Below are 21,850 nucleotides of genomic sequence, written 5' to 3' on the forward strand. Positions count from 1 at the left end.
GGATTTTCTCGTGACGGAACCAAACCTGGTAACCGGAAGCTATATCGTCAAAAGTGAACATACCCTCGATCAATCCCCCCTTGAGATGGCGGTTGCGGGTATGGAGGGAGCTGCAAGTCGTTTTTCCATCGATGCCATCAAAGACGAACGGGTCCGTGCAAGCTATGAGAAAAATATTCGACGAATGTCACAGCAGATATTTGCTGAGGTAAGAGCTGGCAACATCAGTGTTGAAGATGGCACAAAGTTCAGCAATGAGATGCGCAACAAGATCATGTTCGAACACCGAAAGCTTACATCTGCACAGGGCCTGGCCATCGTGCAAAAGAAGAAAAAAGCTGGCAGAACGCACACTGACGTTTTGAACGAAAAATCTCAAACCCAGTTTAATAAGAACTACGAGCAACTTTCAAAAGCACAACAAAAAGAAGTCCTGTACAGAGCACTAGAGCGCTCAGGCAGTGCCAATGCCAAGTTCACCTCCGGCACCAAAATCATGTCTGTCATGGGCAAGGTTGGCATCATCATGACGGCAGTGCTGGCCACCTACCAAATACTGAACGCTGACGACAAAGCCAAAGAAACGGCTCATCAAGCAACCATCTTGGGCGGCGGTGCAGCGGGAGGATTTCTTGCTGGCTTGGGCATTTCGGCTATTTGCGGTCCAGGAGCGCCTGCCTGCGCCATCGCCGTGGTGCTCATTGGAAGCATGGCCGGTGGCATAGCGGGCGGGATCGCTGCCGATACGTTCGACTCAGAGCTAGAGGAGCTGGCCCATTGGGACATATTCTGACCCCGGCAGAAAGAGCGCGCATTCAGATAGCGTTGGCAGAGGCATTTGTAGATAGCACTGTCGATTATGCCTCTATAGCGGAACGAATCCGGGGCTATGACCTGAAAGTCGTGGAGGACATCCTGTATTCAGAGGTAGCGCCTGTCTGTTTCGGCAACCTTGAGACGCCAGTCCCTCCTGTTTGGACAGGTTTCAAGGATGAGTGGCTACTGAGCGAAATAGAGAAGGAAATCAAAGCACGAGAGATCAGTGTGTTGCGACGCACATTCGACCTTCTAAAGGTTACGTGGCTACGTTACAGCTATAGGTACATTTGGAAGGAAATTATGAAATTTCATGATCTTCATATTTGACGTGTGCCTATCAAAACTAGCAGCCGCGCACCTAGGGCCATCGGGCATCATGATCGCTTATGAGCAATATGAGTTACTGGGGAAGGATGCGGCTCCATTTAGCGCATCAGCACTATGTTTGGGCCTTCTCCTTCATCGACGATGTAACCAAGCCAACCAACCTTCGCTCTTGCCCTAAAAATGCCCTAAACCAAAAAACCAGAAACGAAAAAGCCCCGTAGATTTTCATCTACGGGGCTTTTCTATGTATGGCGGAGAGATAGGGATTCGAACCCTAGGTACCGGTGAAGGTACAACGGATTTCGAATCCGTCCCATTCGGCCACTCTGGCATCTCTCCAACGGCGCGCATCATAACAGCACAATCGCCGGAAGCGAACCCCCTTTAGCGATTTTTTTCCGTGCTATCAGATGCTTGCGTCGATTAAAGCGGTACGCCCAGACGGTTGGCGACTTCTTCGTAGGCTTCGATGACGTCACCGAGGCCCTGACGGAAGCGGTCCTTGTCCATTTTCTTCTTGGTGGCCTTGTCCCACAGACGGCAGCCGTCCGGGCTGAACTCGTCACCCAGAACGATGGAGCCATCGGAGAACACGCCAAATTCGAGTTTGAAGTCGACCAGCAGCAGGCCGGCGTCGTCGAACAGTTTGCTCAGTACTTCGTTGACCTTGAGCGACAGTTCTTTCATGCGAACCAGTTGCTCGGCGGTGCCCCAACCGAATGCCACGACGTGGGATTCGTTGATGAACGGGTCGCCCTTGGCGTCGTCCTTCAGGAACAGTTCGAAGGTGTAAGGGTTGAGCTTCATGCCCTCTTCAACGCCCAGGCGCTTGACCAGGCTGCCGGCGGCGTAGTTACGTACGACGCACTCGACCGGGATCATGTCGAGTTTTTTCACCAGGCATTCGTTGTCGCCCAGCAGTTTGTCGAATTGAGTCGGCACGCCGGCTGCTTCGAGTTTCTGCATGATGAAGGCGTTGAACTTGTTGTTCACCATGCCTTTGCGGTCGAGCTGCTCGATACGCTTGCCGTCGAACGCCGAGGTGTCGTTGCGAAACAGCAGGATCAAGCGGTCAGCGTCGTCGGTCTTGTAAACCGATTTGGCTTTGCCGCGGTAGAGTTCTTCACGTTTTTCCATGATGGGCTCCGCTTGCTAAGTAGGTGGGCTAGGCGATGTGTCGCCAGTCGAGCCCTGAATCTTGATCGGCCAGTTGCAGCCAGTCCGGGTCGCACCCGAGGGTGTCGACAAAACATTGCCGGGCCAGCTGCGGCAGGTTGTTCTTGCTGCTCAGATGGGCCAGGACCAGGTGTTGCAGGCCTTGCCAGCCCAACTCGGCCACCAGGAATGCCGCCTGATGGTTGTTCAAATGTCCCAATTCACCGCCCACCCGCTGCTTGAGAAAGTACGGGTAGTGACCGCGAGCCAGCATGTCACGGCAATGGTTGGCCTCGATCATTAACGCATCGAGGTCCCGATAGCCGTCCAGCACCTTGTTGCAGTATGAGCCCAGGTCGGTCAGCAGGCCGAAACGCCGCTGACCGTCGCTGAAGACATACTGCGTCGGCTCCTGTGCATCATGGGCCACGGCAATGACGCCGATGCTCAGAGGGCCGATTTGCAGTTGCTCGCCGCCAGCCAGAAAGCCCGCGGGTTCAATCGGTTTGCGCATCCCGCGCAGGGTCCCGCGACTGAGGTAGACAGGCAGATTGTATCGCCGAGACAGCAAACCCACGCCATGCACGTGATCGGCATGTTCGTGGGTCACAAGTATCGCGCTCAACTGCGCAGGGTTTACCCCAAGGCGCAGCAGGCGTTTTTCGGTTTCCCGCAAGGAGAAACCACAATCCACCAGCACATACGTGTCATCGCTGGCTACCAGCGTGCCGTTCCCTTGGCTACCGCTGCCGAGAACGGCAAAACGCATGTGATCAGCCCAGGTTGTCCTGAATCACGGTCAACACTTTGCGCGCCACGTCTGCTGGCGCCACGGTGTTGATGTTTTTCTCGACGGTAACTTGTACGTTCTCGCCGACCTTGCTCAGGCGAACCTGATAACGCTCGGCGCGGGCTTCAACTTCTTCCTTGTTCGGCTTGCTGCCGAACAGGCTGCCGAAGAAACCTGGCTGCTCATCCTTCTTCTCGGCCTTTTCGGCGAGGTTGATGTAGTACAGGCCCAGGCTGCGGTTGATGTCTTCAACACGCCATTCGCCCTGTTCCAGCGCACGACCGACGCTCGACCAGGCACGATCCAGGTCGGTACCGACGTTGAGCACCGGGTTGCCACTGCCATCCTCGGTCAGGCTGACACGGCTTGGCGTGTCGAAATCACGCGAGGCCAGCATGGAGACCGAACCGCCCTTCTCCGAAGTGCGGCTCATGCTCGCGAGCATGTCGTCGACCAATGCTGCGTCCAGGCCGGTGTTGACCGAACGATTGGTGAAATCGACGTTGGCGGTGCTGCCGGCAGGACGCTCGGCGCTGACCACGTAGACTTCACTGGTGTTGCGCTGCACACCTGGCTCGATACGCACCCGCACGCGGGTTTCGCTGTCGGCGCCGACACCGGCCGCGCTCAGGCGCTTGGCCATGGCTGCGGACAGTTCGTCGGAATGCTGCCAGGTGGTAGTGAACTCACCGGTTTGCGGGCGCTGTTCGTCCAGACGGAAACCGTTGTCCTGGAAGAACTGCACGGCCACTGGCCAGACTTCGGCCGGTGGGTTCTGAGCCATGATCCAACGCGAATCGCCGCTCTTCTGCAAGGAGTAGGCGCTGATATCAGCCGCCGCCGACAGCGGCTGCGGACGAGGCACGACATATTCGCCCTTGGCTGTATCGTCAGCCACATTGCGCGGGATCGGCAACAGTGGATCCAGACGCTTGGAGGTGCTGACGTTTGGTGGCAGTTGCATCGGTGCAGTCTGTTGCGCTTCCAGGTAATCGCTACCACGGTCACGGAAGTAACCTTCCGGGCCCCAGATCCATCCGCAGCCACTGGTGCTGGAGATAATCAAGGCAAGTGCGGAAAGTCCGGCCATTCGCTTCATGCGTAGTACTTCCTCAATTAAACCAGGACGCCGGACTGGCGCATGGCCTGCCGCAGCGGTTCGTGACAGGCAGCACTGAGCCAGGTGAGCGGCAGACGGATACCGTCCGGCATCAGGCCCATTTCATGCAGCGCCCATTTCACGGGGATAGGGTTGGATTCGATAAACAAGGTTTTATTGAGCGGCATCAGCTTTTCGTGGATCGCCCGGGCTTTGACGGCATCACCGGCCATCGCAGCGGCGCACAGCTCGCTCATGGCGCGCGGCGCAACGTTGGCGGTCACCGAAATGTTGCCCTTGCCACCGAGCAGCATCAGCTCGACCGCGGTCGCATCGTCACCGGAGTAGACCAGGAAGTCGCTGCTCACGCCGGCCAGGATGTCCTTGGCGCGCTGCAGGTCGCCCGTGGCTTCCTTGATGCCGATGATGTTCTTCACGGTCGACAGGCGGATTACCGTCTCGGCCTGCATGTCGCACGCTGTACGACCCGGCACATTGTAAAGAATCTGCGGGATATCGACCGCTTCGGCGATGGCGCGGAAGTGCAGGTACAGGCCTTCTTGCGTCGGCTTGTTGTAATAAGGGGTTACCAGCAGGCACGCGTCGGCGCCAGCGTTCTTCGCGTTGGTCGTTAGTTCGATCGCTTCACGCGTCGAATTGGCGCCCGTACCGGCGATCACCGGAATACGCCCTGCAACCTGGGCAACCACGCGACGAATCACTTCGATGTGCTCGTTCACGTCAAGCGTGGCCGACTCACCCGTAGTGCCGACCGCCACGATGGCGTTGGTGCCCTCTTGCAGGTGGAAGTCCACCAGTTTGCTCAGGCTGTCCCAGTCGAGACGACCCTGTGCATCCATGGGTGTGACCAGTGCCACCATACTGCCCGCAATCATGCAACCGCTCCTGCCGGAAAAAGAGAGCGGTAATGGTACTGGCGCCAAGATGCTTGTACAAGCGAAGTACTGCGCTGCCGCCATTCCCCTTGGCGCTGCTTTTCGCTACCCTTCAGACTTTGATCGGTACTGATAAGCTCGTACGCCGGGTTCCAGCCTCCATTTTCGGCATCACAAGCCCCGATCCAGCGTTGCCACCCCTCGCTCTTGCCATACTGGAGCACGTTGCAACCTTCGGCTGGGGGTTTGTGAATTCGCATCCGCAGGCTCGTCCCCGGTAAAAATGCCCATAAACAGTATCGACCGCTCATCGCTTTAGGAATGCTGCATGTCCACCCCCACAGTTCGCGAACAATTCCTTGTCATCAGTGCCCTCGGCGCCAACCCCATGGAGCTGACTAACGTCCTGTGCCGCGCCAGCCATGAAAACCGCTGCGCCGTGGTCACCTCTCGCCTGACGCGTCATGGCGAATGCAGCGCGCTGATCCTCGAGATCTCCGGCAGCTGGGACGCCCTGGCGCGCCTCGAAGGCAGCCTGCCAGTGCTGGCCAAACGGCACGCCTTCACCGTCAACGTGGTGCGCAGCGCAGCCCTGGAGAACCGTCCCCAGGCCTTGCCGTACGTCGCCTACGTCAGCTCGGCCTACCGCCCGGACATCATCAACGAGCTGTGCCAATTCTTCATGGACCACAACGTCGAGCTGGAGAATCTGACATGCGACACCTATCAGGCTCCGCAGACCGGCGGCACCATGCTCAACGCCACGTTCACCGTGACCTTGCCGGCCGGCACCCAGATCAGCTGGCTGCGTGACCAGTTCCTGGATTTCGCCGACGCCATGAACCTGGACGCACTGATTGAACCGTGGCGCCCACAAAACCCAATGTAAGGAAGCTTTCATGGCCGTAGCCATCGACCAACCGGTTGCCGACTTCGAAGCACCCGCCACCAGCGGGCAGACCGTCAGCCTCGCGGCCCTCAAAGGCAAGCAAGTGGTGATTTACTTCTACCCGAAGGACAGCACGCCGGGTTGCACCACCGAAGGCCAGGGTTTTCGCGACCAGTATGCGGCGTTCAAGGCGGCCAACACCGAGGTGTTCGGCCTATCTCGCGACAGCCTGAAGTCTCACGAAAACTTCAAGTGCAAGCAGGAGTTCCCCTTCGAGCTGATCAGCGACAAGGACGAAGCCATCTGTCAGCTGTTCGACGTGATCAAGCTTAAAAAGCTCTACGGCAAGGAATATATGGGGGTTGATCGCAGCACGTTCCTGATCGACAAGGATGGCGTGCTGCGTCAGGAATGGCGCGGCGTGAAGGTGCCGGGGCACGTGGATGCGGTTTTGTCGGCTGCTCAGGCGCTGAACAAGGCCTGATTTTTTGGGCGTCTATTCGGACGCCTTCGCGGGAAAGCCCGCTTCCACTGGGATGGTATGAACCCTGTGGGAGCGGGGCTTGCCCGCGAAGAGACCCTCAAGTCGACGATCAAAGCAGCGGCGACACCTCCGGCTCCTTGCGAGGCCAGGCATCCAGCACGGCTTTGAACAACGTCGCCAGGGGAATCGCAAAGAACACGCCCCAGAAGCCCCACAACCCGCCAAACAGCAGCACCGCGCAGATGATCGCTACCGGGTGCAGGTTGACCGCTTCCGAGAACAGCAGCGGCACCAGCACGTTACCGTCCAGCGTCTGAATAATCCCGTAGACCGCCATCAAATAGATGAACTGATCGCTCCAGCCCCATTGGAACAGTGCAATCAGCAGCACCGGCACGGTCACCACCACCGCCCCGACATAGGGCACCACTACCGACACACCCACCAACAACGCCAGCAGCGCCGCATAGTTGAGCCCCAGCGCCACGAAAGCGATGTAGGTCACGCCCCCACAAATGAAGATTTCGATGACCTTGCCACGAATGTAATTGGCAATCTGCCGGTTCATTTCCTGGGCGACCCGAGTGATCAGCGCTCGCTCCCGCGGCAGGTAACCGCGCACCCACTGGCCGATCATTTCCCGGTCCTTGAGGAAGAAGAACACCAGGATCGGAACCAGTACCAGGTAGATCATGATGTTCACCAGCAGCGGCAAGCTCGACAACGAGAACGTCAGCGCCCACTGGCCGAATTTACCGATCTCGCCCCGCGCCACTTCGATGGCCTGTAGTACTTGCTCGTCCGACACCAGATGCGGATAACGCTCGGGCAGCAGCAATAGCAGTGATTGCCACTTGGCGAGCATGCCGGGCAATTCGTTGAACAGCGTGATCAACTGATGCCAGAGCAGTGGCACCACGACGATGATGAATACCAGCAGCCCCCCCATGAACAACGCGAAGACCAGCCCCACCGCCGCGGCACCCGGCAGACGCAGGCGCTCGAGGATCACCACCAACCCCTGCATCAGATACGCCAGCACCATCCCGGCCAGCACTGGCGCAAGCATTCCACCCAGGGTGAGTACGGCGGTAAATGCCAGAAACAGCAGCACCGCCAGCACCACAGCCTCTTCATCCGAGAAGTAGCGCTGAATCCAGTCGCGTAACACTTTGAACATCAATAATCCTTAAGAACGAACACAGCAGGTTTCAGGCTTTTTTCAACCAATAGCGGTAAACGCCCGCTTCATCTTCTTCACGAAGCAGCGTATGACCGGCCAATCGGGCAAAGGTGCGAAAATCGCGCTGAGAGCCCGCATCCGTGGCAATCACCTTGAGCACCGCTCCGCTGGCCAGTCGGTTGAGTTCCATCTTGGCCTTGAGCAACGGCAGCGGACAATTCAGACCGCTGGCGTCCAGCTCGGCGTCGTGGGTTACAGCGTCAGTCATCGAATCACTCCGGGGCTGGGGGTTTAGCCGTCTAGAATATCTGGTCCCAAGCGTAGTGTCCGGCTACAGTAACGTCTTTGTCGACTAAGGCTTTGTGCATGACTTTTTTGCGCCCTACCCTGCTGACGCTCGCTTGCCTGCTCGCCTCACCGGGCTTCGCCGACGACTTGCCGTCACTCGGTGACGCCAGTTCTGCCATCGTCTCGCCGCAACAGGAATACCAACTGGGCCGTGCGTGGCTGGCGATGCTGCGCAGCCAGGTGTCGCAACTCAACGATCCGCAACTCAAGGATTACGTCGAGTCCAGCGTCTATCGGCTGGTGGAAACCAGCCAGGTCAATGACCGGCGCCTGGAGTTCATCCTGATCAACAGCCCACAGCTCAACGCTTTCGCCGCGCCGGGCGGGATCGTCGGCGTCAACGGCGGCTTGTTCCTCAACGCCCAGACCGAAGGCGAATATGCCTCGGTCCTGGCCCACGAACTGGCCCACTTGTCGCAGCGTCACTTCGCCCGTGGTGTCGAAGCCTCGCAACGCATGCAAGTGCCTATGATGGCTGCATTGCTGGCCGGGATCGTGATTGCCGCTGCCGGCGCAGGCGATGCCGGGATCGCAACCATTGCCGGCACCCAGGCGGCGGCGATGCAGGAACAACGACGGTTCTCGCGCCAGAACGAACAGGAAGCCGACCGTATCGGCATCATGAATCTGGAGAAGGCCGGTTACGATCCGCGCTCGATGCCGACCATGTTCGAACGGCTGATGCGCCAGTACCGCTACGATGCCAAGCCGCCGGAATTCCTGCTGACTCACCCGGTGACCGAATCGCGTATCGCCGACACCCGCAACCGTGCCGAACAGGCCAAACCGGGCGGTATCGAAGACAGCATGCGTTATCAGCTGATTCGTGCACGCGTGCAGCTGATCTATGAAGAAACCCCAGGCTTGGGTGCCAAGCGCTTCCGCGCCCAACTCGATGAAAACCCGAAAAACGACGTCGCGCGCTATGGCCTGGCAATCGCCCAGATCAAGGGCGGCCAGCTGAATGAAGCTCGCGAGAACCTCAAGCAGCTGCTGACCAAGTCGCCGAACGAGATCATCTACAACCTGGCGCAGGTCGATCTGGACATCACCAATAATCGTCTGCCCGATGCTCAGTCACGGGTTGACCGGATGCTGACTCAGTATCCGGGCAACTACCCACTGAATCAGGTGCGTGTCGATCTGCTGCTCAAGCAGAATCGAGCAGCCGATGCGGAAAAAGCGCTGGAGAACCTGCTCAAGACCCGCCCCGAAGATCCGGACGTCTGGTACCTGGTGGCCGAGACTCGCGGCCTGTCGGGCAACATCATCGGCCTGCATCAGGCTCGTGCAGAGTACTTCGCACTGATCGGCGATTATCGCCAGGCAATCCAGCAACTGGACTTCGCCAAGCGCAAGGCGGGCAGCAACTTCCCGCTGTCATCGCGGATAGACGCACGGCAACGCGAGCTGATGGAGCAGGAACGCATGGTCAAGGACATGATGGGCTGACTGCTTCGAGGTCAAAATTCAGGCACAAAAAAACCGCCTCTTTCGAGGCGGTTTTTTATTCAGCCAACAACCGGTTTATTCAGCCAGTTTGAAGGTAATGAAGCTGGCGCGACCCTGGCGCAGAACCCGCATCGACACCGAGCGGTTCTTCGGCAACGCCTTGGCAATCTCGGTGAACTCCTTCGTGGAGCCGATCGCCTGGTTATTCAGGTGAGTGATCACATCACCAGGCTGCAAGCCGATCAGGGCAGCAGGACCGTCCTGCACGTCCTTGATTACCACACCACCTTTAAGGTCGTAGGCTTTCTTCTGCTCATCAGTCAATTCGGCCACGGAAACACCCAGGCGATTGCTGCTGCGCTCTGCGCCAGATTTAGGCTGGGCGTCCAGCTCTTTGCCTTCTTCAGGGATAGCGCCGACGGTCAGCTCGACATTCTTGCGTTTGCCTTCGCGGATCACCTCAAGATTGGCTTTCGAGCCGGCTTTCAGCGCACCCACCAAGTGCGGCAGATCGGCGGACATGACGATCGGTTGACCGTTCATGCTCAGGATCACGTCGCCCACTTGCAGGCCACCCTTGGCTGCCGGACCATCATCCTGGATCTGAGCCACCAACGCACCGGCCGGTTTCTCAAGACCGAACGACTCGGCCAGATCCTTGCTCACTTCCTGGATCACCACACCCAACCAGCCACGACTGACTTTACCGCCGCTTTTCAATTGATTGGATACGTCCATCGCCACATCGATAGGGATCGCGAACGACACGCCCATGAAGCCGCCGGAGCGGGTGTAGATCTGCGAGTTGATGCCGACCACTTCACCGGCCAGGTTGAACAGCGGACCACCGGAGTTACCCGGGTTGATCGGCACGTCGGTCTGGATGAACGGAACATAGTTTTCGTTCGGCAGGCTGCGACCGATGGCACTGACGATGCCTTGGGTCACAGTGTGATCAAAGCCGAACGGCGAGCCGATGGCCACGACCCACTGACCGGCTTTCAGATCCTGCGATTTGCCGAGCTTCAGAACCGGCAGGTTCTTGCCTTCGATTTTCAGCAAGGCGACGTCGGAACGCGGATCGGTACCGATCAACTTGGCTTTCAACTCACTGCGATCGGCGAGGCGCACGAGAATCTCGTCGGCATCGGCGATCACATGGTTGTTTGTCAGGATGTAGCCGTCAGGCGAAATGATGAAACCTGACCCCAGGGACTGCGCTTCACGCTGGCGATCGCCACGAGGTGAGCGTGGCTGCTGCGGCATACCACGCTCAAAGAACTCGCGCAGCATCGGCGGCAAGCCTTCAAGGTCCGGCATTTGCTCGCTGGACACTTTGCGTTCCGGCAACTTCTGGGTAGTACTGATATTCACCACCGCGGGCGAGGCCTGCTCGACCAGTTGCGTGAAGTCAGGCAAGTCGGCCGCTTGCGCAGTGACCGCCTGACCGAGCACCAGCACGGTGGCAAAAATGGAGAGATAAGACTTCAAGCGTGGTATCGACATACGGCTCCCGTTACGACGAGCATGGTTAAGCGATATGGAGCAAGGAACACCGGAAAAGATACGCCGGTATTTTTGTTCCGGGAACAACAAACAAGGCCAGAGCCGAGGGGCTCTGACCTATAAAAAATTTTCGGGATATTTGCAAATGAAAATGCTCGGCAAAACATTTCGAGGCCTCAACGACGGGGCAGCATTGCGACCTTGCGCACCATCCGGCCCCGATTGATGAGCATGGCTGATCAGCTCACTGCTTGCTGGTAGCCGCGGCATCGTTGCGCATGGACAGCGCAATCCGTTCGGCGGTGCCAATCGGTATTTCACCGACCACGGTCACCATTATTTCGCCTTGCGGAGTGGTCAAGCGACGGGACACAGCGACTGTTGGCCCCAGCTGAGTACGGGTGTCGGTGACTGTTGCCCCATTCAATGGCTCAAGGAACACCGAGAATCGGGCCAGACCGTCGTCGAACATCAGACTGCTGACCTGGACTTTGGTATCCGGATCCTTGTGAGAGGTACTGCTGGTCAGTTCGAAACCTGGCGGCAACCAGTCCGAATGCCAGACCTGCGCAGTCTTGACGGCGGACGCCTTGTCACTGTCCAGGTTAATGGGCTTGCACTCGGAACCTGCCTGCAAATCGCTGTCGGAAGGCACCTCGGCAGTATCCAGCCGGGTGAACTGGAACCGTTCCAGCAGTTGCCCTTTGTCATTGAGCAACAATGACTTCAACGGCAAGCCGGTTTCCTTGTCCAGATGCAGCTCAAAACCATAGCGGTGCTGATCGCGAGGCGTCAACGAGACGATCACCGCCGAACGCCCGGCCACACGCGACTTGCCGATGACGGCAAGGTCGTACCAATTCTTTAGCTTTTGTGGATCGAGTGCACGAGCGGCGGAGTTGGGTGAGTCCCCCAGCCCTGCTATCAGGGTGCCGCTGACGCATTGAGTATGCCCATCAATGCGCACGACTTCCTGCGCCGAACCGTCGAGCTGAAGTAAACGCTCTTGGACTTTGCCATCCTGGACGCGATGCCAGATGTTATGGGTAGAAAAACTACCGTTACGCTCGTAGACGAAAGTACCGTGAAAGCTCTGCGTTTGCTCCGCCTGTCCCAGACGCTTCAGCCAGTCCTGGGCTTCATCGGCGTGGGCTGGAACAATAAACCAGCCACTGAGCAGAAGCGTAAGTAGAGGTATGGCGCGCATGATCCTCCTTAACGGTTTTCCAGGCTTGCTGCACGAGCGTAAGGCAGAGCGCTCTCAGTACCTTTCAGTGCAGCCTGTTGAGCATGTTGGCGCAAGTAACCTGGCAGACGCTGATCGTGCCAGCCTGGCTGACCTTGCAATACGCCGTTGGCCATTGGGCCAGTGGCGTCCGAACTCTCATTGTAGCCTGCCAATACAGCGGGGCCCTTGACCTGAGGAGTGGTCAGACCTGGCTGATTCGAATGCTGAGCCAGTTCGACACCTGCGATCTCGTCCTGGTTGTACAGACGTACACCTGCCAGCACGGCAATGGTCACCGAAGCAGCGACTGCCAGACGACCCAGGCTGCGCCATGGACCACGAGAGGCTTTTGCCGGTACGGCTTCGTCAGCCAGCGCAGCAGAGACTGCCGCGGCGATGTCCAGACGAGGAAGCAGCAGGTCCTTGTGCATGACCGCTCGAGCGATCTGGTAACGAGCCCAGGTATCGCGGGTTTCAACATCGTCAAAGGCATTCAATACCCGACGTAATTCCAGTTCGTCCGCTTCGTTATCCATCACTGCGGACAGCGATTCCTGCAGGGCTTCACGACTCATGGCGTTCCTCTCTTGGCTGTCGCCGCTGTCTCAGTTTTCCTGCAACAACGGCTGCAGGGCTTTATCGATGGCCTCCCGGGCGCGGAAAATCCGGGAGCGCACGGTACCCACCGGACACTGCATGACACTGGCAATGTCCTCGTAACTCAGACCATCGAATTCACGTAAAGTTAAAGCCGTACGCAAATCTTCTGGCAGTTGCTGAATGGTTCGATGGACGGTGCCTTCGATCTCATCCCGCAGCAATGCACGTTCTGGCGACTCGAGATCCTTGAGGCCATGATCGCCATCGTAGAACTCTGCATCCTCGGAACTGACATCGCTATCCGGCGGCCGACGGCCGCGTGAAACCAGATAGTTTTTCGCCGTGTTGATGGCGATACGGTAAAGCCACGTATAAAACGCGCTGTCTCCGCGAAAATTACCAAGTGCACGGTATGCCTTGATAAAGGCTTCCTGTGCGACATCCTGGGCTTCATGGGTGTCGTGCACGAAACGCACGATCAACCCGAGAATTTTGTGCTGGTATTTCAGCACTAGCAGATCGAAAGCTCGCTTGTCGCCGCGTTGAACGCGCTCGACCAGCTGCTGATCCTCTTCCTGGGTTAGCATGAACACTCCTCGATAAGCTCGAAGGAGGCTTGCATTACTGAACGACCAGACTTGCAAACATAGACTCGGGCTTTTCGCAAAAGTTCTCCCCCTTCAAGCAAGTTTCCTGCGGGCTCTGATTTGGCACGCACGAAAAACGCAGCGCGGGAAACCCAGGCTGCGCGAATAATCTTGTCATCGGATTCGTCAGCAAGGACCTAACCGCAAGTCCCGCACCGAAACCGACACTGTTCCTTGTTTCAGGCAACCTTCTATTGATCTTGAGCCTTTGGCAAAAGTTCCATATTTATAGCCGCCTGACACCGACATTGTGCAACCGTGAAGCGAAAAAGACTGTTAAATCCACGATACAGTCGCCTTGTCGCCAAAGCATGCAAAAAAACTTCCGACGAAGCGTCCAGTCTTTTCCGTCACAGTAGTTTCACAATGCCATGTGGGCTCGACTATTGTGCCGCTCCCCCCCTCTATATACTAGAGGGCTGTGCGGTTGTCTGACCTCGCCTGTCCAGATGTCCAGCGCCACCCCGACCCGGGTCGCTTTGAGCGGAATCCTGAAATGAGCCAACAGTTTCAACACGATGTTCTGGTAATTGGCAGCGGCGCTGCCGGCTTGAGTCTTGCGCTGACCTTGCCCGGTCATTTGCGTATCGCCGTATTGAGCAAAGGCGACCTCGCCAATGGCTCGACCTTCTGGGCCCAGGGCGGTGTCGCCGCCGTTCTGGATGACACCGATACTGTCGAGTCCCACGTCGACGATACCCTCAACGCCGGGGGTGGCCTGTGCCATAAAGACGCCGTGCGCTTTACCGTCGAGCACAGCAGAGAAGCGATTCAATGGCTGATCGACCAAGGCGTACCCTTTACCCGCGACGAACAGTCCGGCACCGAAGACGGCGGTTTCGAGTTTCACCTGACCCGCGAAGGCGGTCACAGCCATCGACGCATCATCCACGCCGCCGATGCGACGGGCGCGGCGATCTTCAGAACCCTGCTCGACCAAGCCATACAGCGACCCAACATCGAACTGCTGGAGCAGCGGGTCGCGATCGATCTGATCACCGAAAAGCGCCTGGGCCTTGAAGGCGACCGCTGCCTTGGCGCCTATGTCCTCAACCGCAGCACTGGTGAAGTCGACACTTACGGCGCGCGCTTCGTGATCCTTGCATCGGGCGGCGCGGCGAAGGTCTACCTCTATACCAGCAACCCTGATGGCGCCTGCGGTGATGGCATCGCCATGGCCTGGCGTTCCGGCTGCCGGGTGGCGAACCTGGAGTTCAACCAGTTCCACCCGACCTGCCTTTATCACCCGCAAGCCAAGAGCTTCCTGATCACCGAAGCCCTGCGCGGCGAAGGCGGACACCTGAAGCTGCCCAACGGCGAACGCTTCATGCAGCGCTTCGATCCACGGGCCGAACTGGCACCACGGGACATCGTCGCCCGCGCCATCGACCATGAGATGAAGCGCCTGGGTATCGACTGCGTTTACCTGGACATCAGCCACAAGCCCGAAGACTTCATCAAGACGCACTTCCCGACGGTCTATGAACGCTGCCTGGAATTCTCCATCGACATCACTAAACAACCGATTCCGGTGGTGCCGGCGGCGCACTACACCTGCGGCGGCGTGATGGTCGATCAGCGGGGCCGCACCGACGTGCCGGGCCTGTATGCGATTGGTGAAACCAGCTTCACCGGCCTGCATGGCGCCAACCGCATGGCCAGCAACTCGCTGCTGGAATGTTTCGTTTATGCCCGTTCGGCGGCGGCGGACATTCTTGAGCAGTTGCCAGAAGTGTCGGTTCCGACCGCCCTGCCCGTCTGGGATGCCAGCCAGGTCACCGACTCCGACGAAGACGTGATCATCGCGCACAACTGGGACGAACTGCGGCGATTCATGTGGGACTACGTGGGCATCGTACGCACCAACAAGCGCCTGCAACGAGCCCAGCACCGAGTGCAGTTGTTGCTGGATGAAATCGACGAGTTCTATAGCAACTATAAAGTGAGCCGAGACCTGATCGAGCTGAGGAACCTGGCTCAGGTAGCCGACCTGATGATCCGGTCGGCCATGGAGCGCAAGGAAAGCCGCGGCCTGCATTACACCCTCGACTACCCGAATCTGCTGCCGGTCGCCCTGGACACTATTCTGGTGCCGCCCACCTACGCCGACTGAACTTGAGCCGAACCCGCAGGCGTCGGTGCACATCCGCCGCCTGCGAATCCCGCGGCACGCATATCGCCCTGATACGTCGCTCGCCCCGCAGACGAAAGCGCAGCACCACAACCAACGGCAGCGCCAGGCTGTCCGGCCGTAGCTGTACGGGTTGCCAACCTTGCGCCTGGCTCCACAACTGCCAGCCATCGGCATCGCGACGCAAGCCGCGAAAGGCCTGTGGGTGTGTCAGCAGAATCTGTCGCGGCAATGCCCACATGCTGTGAGCCACGCACAACGCTACGCCGAACAGGTTGGCCCAGAGCGGTATCGAGAGAAGAAACAGCGAACCCAACGCGAACAGCTGGGCGAGAAGATAAGCCGCCAGCAACTGCCGTGAGGCATGCCAGCGGCATTCGAACGCGTTACTTGGGCTGGACACGATCCAGGATCATGCGAACCATGCGCTGCAGCTCCGGATCTTCCGATTCGGCGCGTTCCATGAACCAGCCGAACATGTCCTGATCCTCACACTCCAGCAGGCGGACATACAGCGCGCGATCTACCTCGTTCAGATTCGCGTAAACCTCTTTCACGAACGGCACCAGAAGCACGTCAAGTTCCAGCATGCCGCGACGGCTGTGCCAAAAGAGGCGGTTCAGTTCAACGTTATCGACCATGGAGCGCTCCTCAAATAGGCCGCAAGTATACAGCCCCGAGGCGAGCCGAACAGTCGGCTTTGGTCGGCACTGACGATCCTTTGTGAACTACCCATTTCAAGGGCGTCCCCTTATGATGTCCCTCAGACTCTTTACCCTGCGATGACCCATGGCCGATTCTGCTTTTTTCTGCACACTGTCTCACGAAGGCGTTCTCGCGGTACGCGGCTCGGATGCCAGCAAATTCCTGCAAGGCCAATTGACTTGCAACCTCAATTACCTGAGCGACACACAGGCCAGCCTTGGTGCGCGCTGCACGCAGAAAGGCCGGATGCAATCGAGCTTCCGCATTCTGCTGGAAGGCGACGGTGTGCTCATGGCGATGGCCAGCGAACTGCTGGAGCCGCAACTGGCGGACCTGAAAAAGTACGCAGTGTTCTCCAAATCGAAACTGACCGACGAAAGTGCCGGCTGGGTTCGTTTTGGCCTTGAGCATGGCGATGCGGCACTGGCCAGCCTGGGCCTGGCGCTACCGGTCGACACCGACAGCGTTGTGCGTAATGACGGCCTGATCGCCCTTCGCGTCTCGCCTGAGCGCGCTGAACTCTGGGTGAACGCCGATCAAGCCGACACCATCAAGGGCAAGCTGTCCGCCCTGCTGGCCGAAGGCGAACTGAATCAATGGCTGCTGGGCCAGATCCGCGCAGGGATCGGCCAGGTCATGCCGAGCACCCGCGAGCTGTTCATCCCGCAGATGCTCAATCTGCAAGCCGTCGGCGGCGTGAGCTTCAAAAAGGGTTGCTACACCGGTCAGGAAATCGTTGCGCGCATGCAATACCTGGGCAAACTCAAGCGTCGCCTGTATCGCTTGCAACTGGAAGGTAGTGAACTGCCTGAACCCGGCACACCACTGTTCTCCCCGACTCACGGCAGTTCGATTGGTGAAGTGGTGATCGCGGCTCGCACCGAGCAAAACATTGAACTCCTGGCCGTGCTGCAAGCCGAAGCTGCAGAAGATGGCAACCTGCACCTTGGCGCACTCGAAGGTCCGGGCCTGCATCTGCTCGACCTGCCTTACCAACTGGATCGTGATCGCGAAATCCAGCGTTAACAGCAGCACTTGTCGCAATACCCTAGAGAAAAGAAATGAGTGAGCTGGCGGATAAGGTCCAACAGGATTTGGTTGAGGCCATCGATAATGATGACCTGGTTCTGCCAACATTACCGGAAGTGGCCCTGCAGATTCGCAAGGCCGCCGAAGACCCGGAAATCAGTGTCAGCACCCTGAGCAAAGTGATCGGCCGCGATACCGCGCTGTCGGCGCGCCTGATCAAAGTGGTCAATAGCCCGTTGCTGCGCGCGACCCAGGAAGTGACTGACTTGCACACGGCCATCACCCGGCTGGGCGTCAATTACAGCAGCAACCTGGCCATCGGCCTGGTGATGGAACAGATTTTCAATGCCCGTTCCGAAGTGGTGGAACAGAAAATGCGCGAGGTCTGGCGCAAAAGCCTGGAAATCGCCGGCGTCAGCTATGCGTTGTGCCGCAGCTACACACAACTCAAGCCTGATCAAGCGGCGCTCGGCGGGCTGGTGCATCAGATTGGCGTGCTGCCGATCCTGACCTACGCCGAAGATCACTATGAATTGCTGTCAGACCCGGTCAGCCTCAACCATGTGATCGAACGCATCCATCCGCTGCTCGGCGATAAATTGCTCAGGGTCTGGGATTTTCCGGAAATGCTGGTGCAATTGCCGGGGCTGTATCTGGATTTCAAGCGGCAATCGGCGCGGGTCGACTATGTCGATCTGGTGCAAGTGGCCAGCCTGTATTGCCACAAGGACACCGATCATCCCCTGGCCCGTATCGACCCGTTCAGTGTGCCAGCCTTCAAGAAGCTGGGAATCGATCCGGAGAACGAGGCGATGTGCAAGGATCTGGAAGAGTCGCGGTCGATGTTTTACTGATTTCTGTGGCGAGGGGGCTTGCCCCCGTTGGACTGCGCAGCAGTCCCTTCTTGGGGCCGCTTCGCAGCCCAACGGGAGCAAGCTCCCTCGCCACAACAAGCCTCTCTCCACAGGTGTGAGTGTGTTCACTCCCCCGCAATAAAACTCACCCGCACTTTCAGTCCCGCCAACTCGCCATCGTGCAGGCTGATCTGCGCCAGGTGGGCGCGGCAGATCTCGCCGACAATCGCCAGCCCCAATCCCGATCCCGCCACCTGCTGGTTACGCCGGTAAAAACGCTCGAACACCCGCTCCCGCTCCTCAAGGGGAATTCCCGGACCATCGTCCTCGACCTCCAGCACCGCCGGCGCCGTGACCCGCAGAATCACATTGCCGCCCGGTGGCGTGTGGGCCAGTGCGTTGTCCACCAGATTGCTCAACAGCTCGTTCAGCAGCGTCGGCTCACCACGCATCCACACCGGCTCGTCAGCCTCCAACGCCAGTGCCACGCCACGTGCATGGGCCAGCGGCGCCATGGCCATGCCCAGTTCACGGGCCAACTGACTGAGGTCGAGCAACTGCGCACCGCCCTCGGCGATGGCCCGGGCGCCGTTCTCGACCCGTGCCAGCGAGAGCAATTGATTGGCCAGATGAGTCAGGCGATCCGTACCCTGGGCGGCGGTTTCCAGGGTGCTGCGCCAGGTTTCGGGTTCGTTCGAGCGCAAGCCCAGTTCGAGTCGTGCCTTGAGCGCTGCCAACGGTGTGCGCAGTTCATGGGCGGCATCGGCGATGAATTGCGCCTGGCGCTCGAACTGCCCGCGCAACCGCTCGGTAAAGTGATTAAGCGCGCGCACCAGCGGCCCCAGTTCGTGCTGCACTTCCACCAGCGGCAAGGGCCGCAAGTCGTCGGGCTGACGCTCTTCCACCGCGGTACGCAAGCGCTCCAGTGGACGCAGCGCCGCACTGACCGCAAACCACACCAGCAACAACGCACCGATCGCCAGCATGCCCAGGCGCAACAAGGTGTCGGCCATCAGGCTGCGCGCCATGCGGACCCGCGCCTCATCGGTTTCCGCCACGCGGATCTCCGCCATGCCGTTCATGTTCGGTTCGCTGACCGCTTTGAGCAGGCTGACCACCCGCACGTTCTGCCCTTGATAGGTAGCATTGTAGAAACGCGCCAGCGCCGGATAGTCATCGGTGCGCGGCGTTCCCGGTGGCGGTGCCGGCAGGTTTTCGTAGCCCGAAATCAGCTTCTGATTGATGTCGTTGACCAGGTAAAAAATCCGCCCGGCGCTGTCGTAGGCGAACGTGTCGAGGGCCACGTAGGGCACGTTGGCGCTGAGGCTGCCGTCGCGCTGGGACAGGCCGGCGGCGATGGTCCGCGCCGAGGCCAGCAAGGTCCGGTCATACGCGGTGTCGGCGGCTTCGCGACCGTTCCAGTACGCACTCAAGCCACTGGCGATCATCAACACCACCAGCAGCAGCGCGAGGTTCCACAGCAACCGCCAACGCAGGCTGCTGAGCTTATGCATCGCGGCTTTCCAGCAAATAGCCAAGGCCACGGAAGGTCACGATGGCCACCGGTTGGCCGTCGAGTTTTTTGCGCAAGCGGTGGACGTAGATCTCGATGGCATCGGGACTGGCCTCCTCGTCCAGGCCGAAGACCTGAGCCGCCAATTGCTCCTTGCTCATCACCCGGCCGGGACGGGCGATCAGGGCTTCGAGCACTGCCTGCTCGCGGGAGGTCAGGGTCAGCAACTCTTCTCCGAGGGTGAAGCGCCGGGTGTCCAGGTCATAGGCCAGCACGCCACAGCGCTGCTGGCGTTCACCGCCGAGCACACTGCGGCGCAGCAAGGCTTTGACCCGGGCTTCGAGTTCGGTCAGTTCGAAAGGTTTGGCCAGGTAATCGTCAGCCCCCAGGTTCAGGCCATGGACCCGGTCCTTGACGTCGCTGCGGGCGGTCAGCATCAGCACCGGCAGGTTCTTGCCCCGGGCCCGCAAGCGCGCCAGCACTTCGAAACCGTCCATGCGCGGCAGGCCGACATCGAGGATCGCCATGGCGTATTCCTCGCTGCTCAAGGCCAGGTCGGCCGCCACACCGTCGTGCAGCACATCCACGGTCAGCCCGGTGCTCTTGAGCGCCTGGGCGACACTTTCGGCAAGCTGCAGATGGTCTTCGACGAGCAGAACACGCATGGATCTTTACCTCATTCAGGGATGGTCGACGCCATTCTTTGGCGCGGAGTTTACAGCCGCATCCGTCGCTGTGAAGCCCGAAAACCGTGAAAGTCAGCTGAAAGGTTAGCGAAAGGTAAGCCGGTTAGAGTCCAGCCACGGACAGTTTCGACTGCCGTCGCTACCGCACATAGCGTACGAAAAACGCCTCGAAGCGTTTTCGCCAAATAAGAACAATAAACGGAGTATGTCACCATGCTGTCCATGCAGCTTCAGGCTCGCCCGCCTGTTCGTTTTTCCCGCCTCAGCCAGACCGCCCTTGTCAGTGCCGCCGCCCTCGCCGGCTTTTCGCCGTTGAGCCAGGCTGCCTTCTTCGAAGACAGTAAGGCAACCTTCGAAACCCGCAACATGTATTTCAATCGCGACTTTCGCGACGGCACCAGCGCCCAGCAATCCAAGCGGGACGAATGGGCCCAGGGGTTCATGCTCAATCTGCAATCGGGTTACACCGACGGCACCGTGGGGTTCGGTGTCGATGCGCTGGGCATGCTGGGGGTAAAACTCGATTCGAGTCCGGACCGCACCGGTACCGGCCTGCTGCCAACCCATGACGACGGGCGCGCGGCGAACGAGTATTCCAAGCTCGGCCTGACCGGCAAAGTGAAGATCTCCGCCACGGAACTGAAAATCGGCAGCCTGATTCCGGAACTGCCGATCCTCAAGCCCAACGACGGCCGCATTCTGCCGCAGACCTTTGAAGGCGGGATGCTGACCTCCAAAGAGATCAAGAACCTGACCTTCACCGGCGGGCGTCTGGAGAAAGCCAAGGACCGCGACAGCACCGACTTCGAGGACATCGCCCTCAACAACAAGAACAGCCGCTTCGCCGGCACCGTGGCAGGCAAGCATTTTGATTTTGGCGGCGTGGACTACAAGTTCACCGACAAGATCACCGGCAGCTACCACTTCGCTCAACTCGATGAAGTCTACAACCAGCACTTCCTCGGTGTTGTCGCTTCGCAACCGTTCGGCCCCGGTACTTTCGGTACCGATCTGCGATTTGCCATCAGCGACGACGAAGGCGCGGCCCGCGGCGGCAAAATCGACAACAAATCCCTGATCGGGCTGGTGAGCTACGCCTTGAACGGGCATAAACTCAGCGCCGGCTATCAGCACATGTCCGGCGACAGTGCCTTCCCCTACGTCGATGGCAGCGATCCGTACCTGGTCAACTTCGTGCAGATCAACGACTTTGCAGGCGCCGAAGAACACTCCTGGCAGGCACGTTACGATTACGACTTCGCCAAACTCGGCATCCCCGGCCTGAGCTTCATGAGTCGTTACGTGAGCGGTGACAACATCAAGCTCAAGAATGGCGACGAAGGCAAAGAGTGGGAACGCAACACCGAGATCAAATACGTCGTACAAAGCGGCGCCCTCAAGGACGTTGCCGTACGCCTGCGCAATGCCACCTACCGTTCCAACTACTCCGCTCGCGATGCCGATGAAGTGCGTCTGCTGGTGAGCTATAGCGTTGCCCTTTGGTAATTC

23 protein-coding genes and 1 tRNA gene are annotated in these 21,850 nt (G+C 58.9%); 9 read left to right on the top strand and 15 right to left on the bottom strand.

The annotated features are described in order from the left end of the window. Window positions 1-10 precede the first annotated feature (10 nt). Window positions 11-793: a hypothetical protein gene (locus LOY36_RS21385; protein WP_019647989.1), complete on the top strand. Its 783-nt coding sequence runs from the start codon at window positions 11-13 to the stop codon at window positions 791-793. Then, entirely contained in the window at window positions 778-1,146 is a 369-nt protein-coding gene (locus LOY36_RS21390; protein WP_258670792.1) for a hypothetical protein, read from the top strand. Before LOY36_RS21385 ends, LOY36_RS21390 begins: the two co-directional genes overlap by 16 nt. A 249-nt stretch (window positions 1,147-1,395) precedes the next feature. Here LOY36_RS21390 and LOY36_RS21395 read toward each other — a convergent pair. From LOY36_RS21395 to dapA, 5 genes are all read right to left on the bottom strand, one after another. Continuing rightward, window positions 1,396-1,485, bottom strand: a tRNA-Ser gene (locus tag LOY36_RS21395). A gap of 84 nt (window positions 1,486-1,569) precedes the next feature. Next, entirely contained in the window at window positions 1,570-2,283 is a 714-nt protein-coding gene (gene purC, locus LOY36_RS21400; RefSeq protein WP_018926775.1) for a phosphoribosylaminoimidazolesuccinocarboxamide synthase, read from the bottom strand. Window positions 2,284-2,311: 28 nt separating this feature from the next. After that, window positions 2,312-3,070, bottom strand: a complete 759-nt coding sequence (locus LOY36_RS21405) for an MBL fold metallo-hydrolase (protein WP_019580834.1) — start codon at window positions 3,068-3,070, stop codon at window positions 2,312-2,314. 4 nt (window positions 3,071-3,074) lie between these two features. Beyond that, window positions 3,075-4,190, bottom strand: coding sequence for an outer membrane protein assembly factor BamC (gene bamC / locus LOY36_RS21410; protein ID WP_018926776.1), 1,116 nt, complete (start codon window positions 4,188-4,190; stop codon window positions 3,075-3,077). Window positions 4,191-4,207: 17 nt separating this feature from the next. Further along, entirely contained in the window at window positions 4,208-5,086 is an 879-nt protein-coding gene (gene dapA / locus LOY36_RS21415; protein WP_007941448.1) for a 4-hydroxy-tetrahydrodipicolinate synthase, read from the bottom strand. Window positions 5,087-5,414: 328 nt separating this feature from the next. Between dapA and LOY36_RS21420 the strand changes: the two genes are divergently transcribed. Together LOY36_RS21420 and LOY36_RS21425 are read left to right on the top strand one after the other, a co-directional pair. After that, complete coding sequence (locus LOY36_RS21420; RefSeq protein ID WP_007898662.1) at window positions 5,415-5,975, top strand: glycine cleavage system protein R; 561 nt, start codon at window positions 5,415-5,417, stop codon at window positions 5,973-5,975. Between the two features lie 10 nt (window positions 5,976-5,985). Further along, window positions 5,986-6,459, top strand: a complete 474-nt coding sequence (locus LOY36_RS21425) for a peroxiredoxin (protein ID WP_019647987.1) — start codon at window positions 5,986-5,988, stop codon at window positions 6,457-6,459. 109 nt (window positions 6,460-6,568) lie between these two features. On the opposite strand, the gene LOY36_RS21430 is transcribed toward LOY36_RS21425, so the two are convergent. Beyond that, a complete protein-coding gene (locus LOY36_RS21430) occupies window positions 6,569-7,639 on the bottom strand; it encodes an AI-2E family transporter (protein WP_019647986.1) in 1,071 nt (356 codons plus the stop codon). A 31-nt stretch (window positions 7,640-7,670) separates the two neighbouring features. Further along, window positions 7,671-7,910, bottom strand: a complete 240-nt coding sequence (locus LOY36_RS21435; RefSeq protein WP_007941445.1) for a sulfurtransferase TusA family protein — start codon at window positions 7,908-7,910, stop codon at window positions 7,671-7,673. A gap of 98 nt (window positions 7,911-8,008) precedes the next feature. Here LOY36_RS21435 and LOY36_RS21440 point away from each other — a divergent pair, with 98 nt between their 5' ends. Further along, window positions 8,009-9,442 (top strand): M48 family metalloprotease, encoded by a 1,434-nt coding sequence (locus tag LOY36_RS21440; RefSeq protein WP_018926780.1) that lies wholly within the window; start codon window positions 8,009-8,011, stop codon window positions 9,440-9,442. A gap of 75 nt (window positions 9,443-9,517) precedes the next feature. Here LOY36_RS21440 and LOY36_RS21445 read toward each other — a convergent pair whose 3' ends face one another. From LOY36_RS21445 to rpoE, 4 genes are all read right to left on the bottom strand, one after another. After that, window positions 9,518-10,948 (bottom strand): DegQ family serine endoprotease, encoded by a 1,431-nt coding sequence (locus LOY36_RS21445; RefSeq protein ID WP_019647985.1) that lies wholly within the window; start codon window positions 10,946-10,948, stop codon window positions 9,518-9,520. 244 nt (window positions 10,949-11,192) lie between these two features. Continuing rightward, window positions 11,193-12,155, bottom strand: coding sequence for a MucB/RseB C-terminal domain-containing protein (locus LOY36_RS21450; RefSeq protein ID WP_007941442.1), 963 nt, complete (start codon window positions 12,153-12,155; stop codon window positions 11,193-11,195). An 8-nt stretch (window positions 12,156-12,163) separates the two neighbouring features. Beyond that, window positions 12,164-12,751: a sigma-E factor negative regulatory protein gene (locus tag LOY36_RS21455; protein ID WP_019580842.1), complete on the bottom strand. Its 588-nt coding sequence runs from the start codon at window positions 12,749-12,751 to the stop codon at window positions 12,164-12,166. Window positions 12,752-12,781: 30 nt separating this feature from the next. Beyond that, the gene (rpoE, locus tag LOY36_RS21460; RefSeq protein ID WP_003172477.1) at window positions 12,782-13,363 is read right to left on the bottom strand and encodes an RNA polymerase sigma factor RpoE; all 582 of its coding nucleotides are present in this window, start codon (window positions 13,361-13,363) and stop codon (window positions 12,782-12,784) included. 556 nt (window positions 13,364-13,919) lie between these two features. On the opposite strand from rpoE, the gene nadB reads away from it, so the two are divergent. Next, the gene (gene nadB, locus LOY36_RS21465; RefSeq protein WP_258670800.1) at window positions 13,920-15,536 is read left to right on the top strand and encodes an L-aspartate oxidase; all 1,617 of its coding nucleotides are present in this window, start codon (window positions 13,920-13,922) and stop codon (window positions 15,534-15,536) included. On the opposite strand, the gene LOY36_RS21470 is transcribed toward nadB, so the two are convergent. Beyond that, window positions 15,505-15,957, bottom strand: a complete 453-nt coding sequence (locus LOY36_RS21470; protein ID WP_258670802.1) for a protein YgfX — start codon at window positions 15,955-15,957, stop codon at window positions 15,505-15,507. The genes nadB and LOY36_RS21470 overlap by 32 nt on opposite strands. Beyond that, window positions 15,941-16,195 (bottom strand): succinate dehydrogenase assembly factor 2, encoded by a 255-nt coding sequence (locus LOY36_RS21475; protein ID WP_007941436.1) that lies wholly within the window; start codon window positions 16,193-16,195, stop codon window positions 15,941-15,943. The genes LOY36_RS21470 and LOY36_RS21475 overlap by 17 nt, the downstream gene beginning before the upstream one ends. Before the next feature lie 148 nt (window positions 16,196-16,343). On the opposite strand from LOY36_RS21475, the gene LOY36_RS21480 reads away from it, so the two are divergent. Both LOY36_RS21480 and LOY36_RS21485 read left to right on the top strand, forming a co-directional pair. Further along, the gene (locus LOY36_RS21480; protein WP_018926786.1) at window positions 16,344-17,285 is read left to right on the top strand and encodes a folate-binding protein YgfZ; all 942 of its coding nucleotides are present in this window, start codon (window positions 16,344-16,346) and stop codon (window positions 17,283-17,285) included. Between the two features lie 35 nt (window positions 17,286-17,320). Further along, the gene (locus tag LOY36_RS21485) at window positions 17,321-18,142 is read left to right on the top strand and encodes an HDOD domain-containing protein (RefSeq protein ID WP_018926787.1); all 822 of its coding nucleotides are present in this window, start codon (window positions 17,321-17,323) and stop codon (window positions 18,140-18,142) included. A gap of 125 nt (window positions 18,143-18,267) precedes the next feature. Here the strand turns inward: LOY36_RS21485 and LOY36_RS21490 are convergent, their stop codons facing one another. Then, window positions 18,268-19,656: a sensor histidine kinase gene (locus LOY36_RS21490; RefSeq protein ID WP_258670806.1), complete on the bottom strand. Its 1,389-nt coding sequence runs from the start codon at window positions 19,654-19,656 to the stop codon at window positions 18,268-18,270. Continuing rightward, a complete protein-coding gene (locus tag LOY36_RS21495; protein ID WP_007941432.1) occupies window positions 19,649-20,320 on the bottom strand; it encodes a response regulator in 672 nt (223 codons plus the stop codon). The genes LOY36_RS21490 and LOY36_RS21495 overlap by 8 nt, the downstream gene beginning before the upstream one ends. Before the next feature lie 234 nt (window positions 20,321-20,554). On the opposite strand from LOY36_RS21495, the gene LOY36_RS21500 reads away from it, so the two are divergent. Beyond that, window positions 20,555-21,847: an OprD family porin gene (locus LOY36_RS21500; RefSeq protein ID WP_258670808.1), complete on the top strand. Its 1,293-nt coding sequence runs from the start codon at window positions 20,555-20,557 to the stop codon at window positions 21,845-21,847. Window positions 21,848-21,850: the final 3 nt, after the last annotated feature.

Source organism: Pseudomonas sp. B21-019 (assembly GCF_024749225.1).
In the GTDB taxonomy this organism is placed as follows: Bacteria; Pseudomonadota; Gammaproteobacteria; order Pseudomonadales; family Pseudomonadaceae; genus Aquipseudomonas.

Bases quoted from the DNA above. Each gene is read 5' to 3' on its own strand.
- purC (WP_018926775.1), bottom strand. From the start codon at position 2,283: ATGGAAAAACGTGAAGAACTCTACCGCGGCAAAGCCAAATCGGTTTAC.
- LOY36_RS21405 (WP_019580834.1), bottom strand. From the start codon at position 3,070: ATGCGTTTTGCCGTTCTCGGCAGCGGTAGCCAAGGGAACGGCACGCTG.
- bamC (WP_018926776.1), bottom strand. From the start codon at position 4,190: ATGAAGCGAATGGCCGGACTTTCCGCACTTGCCTTGATTATCTCCAGC.
- dapA (WP_007941448.1), bottom strand. From the start codon at position 5,086: ATGATTGCGGGCAGTATGGTGGCACTGGTCACACCCATGGATGCACAG.
- LOY36_RS21420 (WP_007898662.1), top strand. From the start codon at position 5,415: ATGTCCACCCCCACAGTTCGCGAACAATTCCTTGTCATCAGTGCCCTC.
- LOY36_RS21425 (WP_019647987.1), top strand. From the start codon at position 5,986: ATGGCCGTAGCCATCGACCAACCGGTTGCCGACTTCGAAGCACCCGCC.
- LOY36_RS21430 (WP_019647986.1), bottom strand. From the start codon at position 7,639: ATGTTCAAAGTGTTACGCGACTGGATTCAGCGCTACTTCTCGGATGAA.
- LOY36_RS21435 (WP_007941445.1), bottom strand. From the start codon at position 7,910: ATGACTGACGCTGTAACCCACGACGCCGAGCTGGACGCCAGCGGTCTG.
- LOY36_RS21440 (WP_018926780.1), top strand. From the start codon at position 8,009: ATGACTTTTTTGCGCCCTACCCTGCTGACGCTCGCTTGCCTGCTCGCC.
- LOY36_RS21445 (WP_019647985.1), bottom strand. From the start codon at position 10,948: ATGTCGATACCACGCTTGAAGTCTTATCTCTCCATTTTTGCCACCGTG.
- LOY36_RS21450 (WP_007941442.1), bottom strand. From the start codon at position 12,155: ATGCGCGCCATACCTCTACTTACGCTTCTGCTCAGTGGCTGGTTTATT.
- LOY36_RS21455 (WP_019580842.1), bottom strand. From the start codon at position 12,751: ATGAGTCGTGAAGCCCTGCAGGAATCGCTGTCCGCAGTGATGGATAAC.
- rpoE (WP_003172477.1), bottom strand. From the start codon at position 13,363: ATGCTAACCCAGGAAGAGGATCAGCAGCTGGTCGAGCGCGTTCAACGC.
- nadB (WP_258670800.1), top strand. From the start codon at position 13,920: ATGAGCCAACAGTTTCAACACGATGTTCTGGTAATTGGCAGCGGCGCT.
- LOY36_RS21475 (WP_007941436.1), bottom strand. From the start codon at position 16,195: ATGGTCGATAACGTTGAACTGAACCGCCTCTTTTGGCACAGCCGTCGC.
- LOY36_RS21480 (WP_018926786.1), top strand. From the start codon at position 16,344: ATGGCCGATTCTGCTTTTTTCTGCACACTGTCTCACGAAGGCGTTCTC.
- LOY36_RS21485 (WP_018926787.1), top strand. From the start codon at position 17,321: ATGAGTGAGCTGGCGGATAAGGTCCAACAGGATTTGGTTGAGGCCATC.
- LOY36_RS21490 (WP_258670806.1), bottom strand. From the start codon at position 19,656: ATGCATAAGCTCAGCAGCCTGCGTTGGCGGTTGCTGTGGAACCTCGCG.
- LOY36_RS21495 (WP_007941432.1), bottom strand. From the start codon at position 20,320: ATGCGTGTTCTGCTCGTCGAAGACCATCTGCAGCTTGCCGAAAGTGTC.
- LOY36_RS21500 (WP_258670808.1), top strand. From the start codon at position 20,555: ATGCTGTCCATGCAGCTTCAGGCTCGCCCGCCTGTTCGTTTTTCCCGC.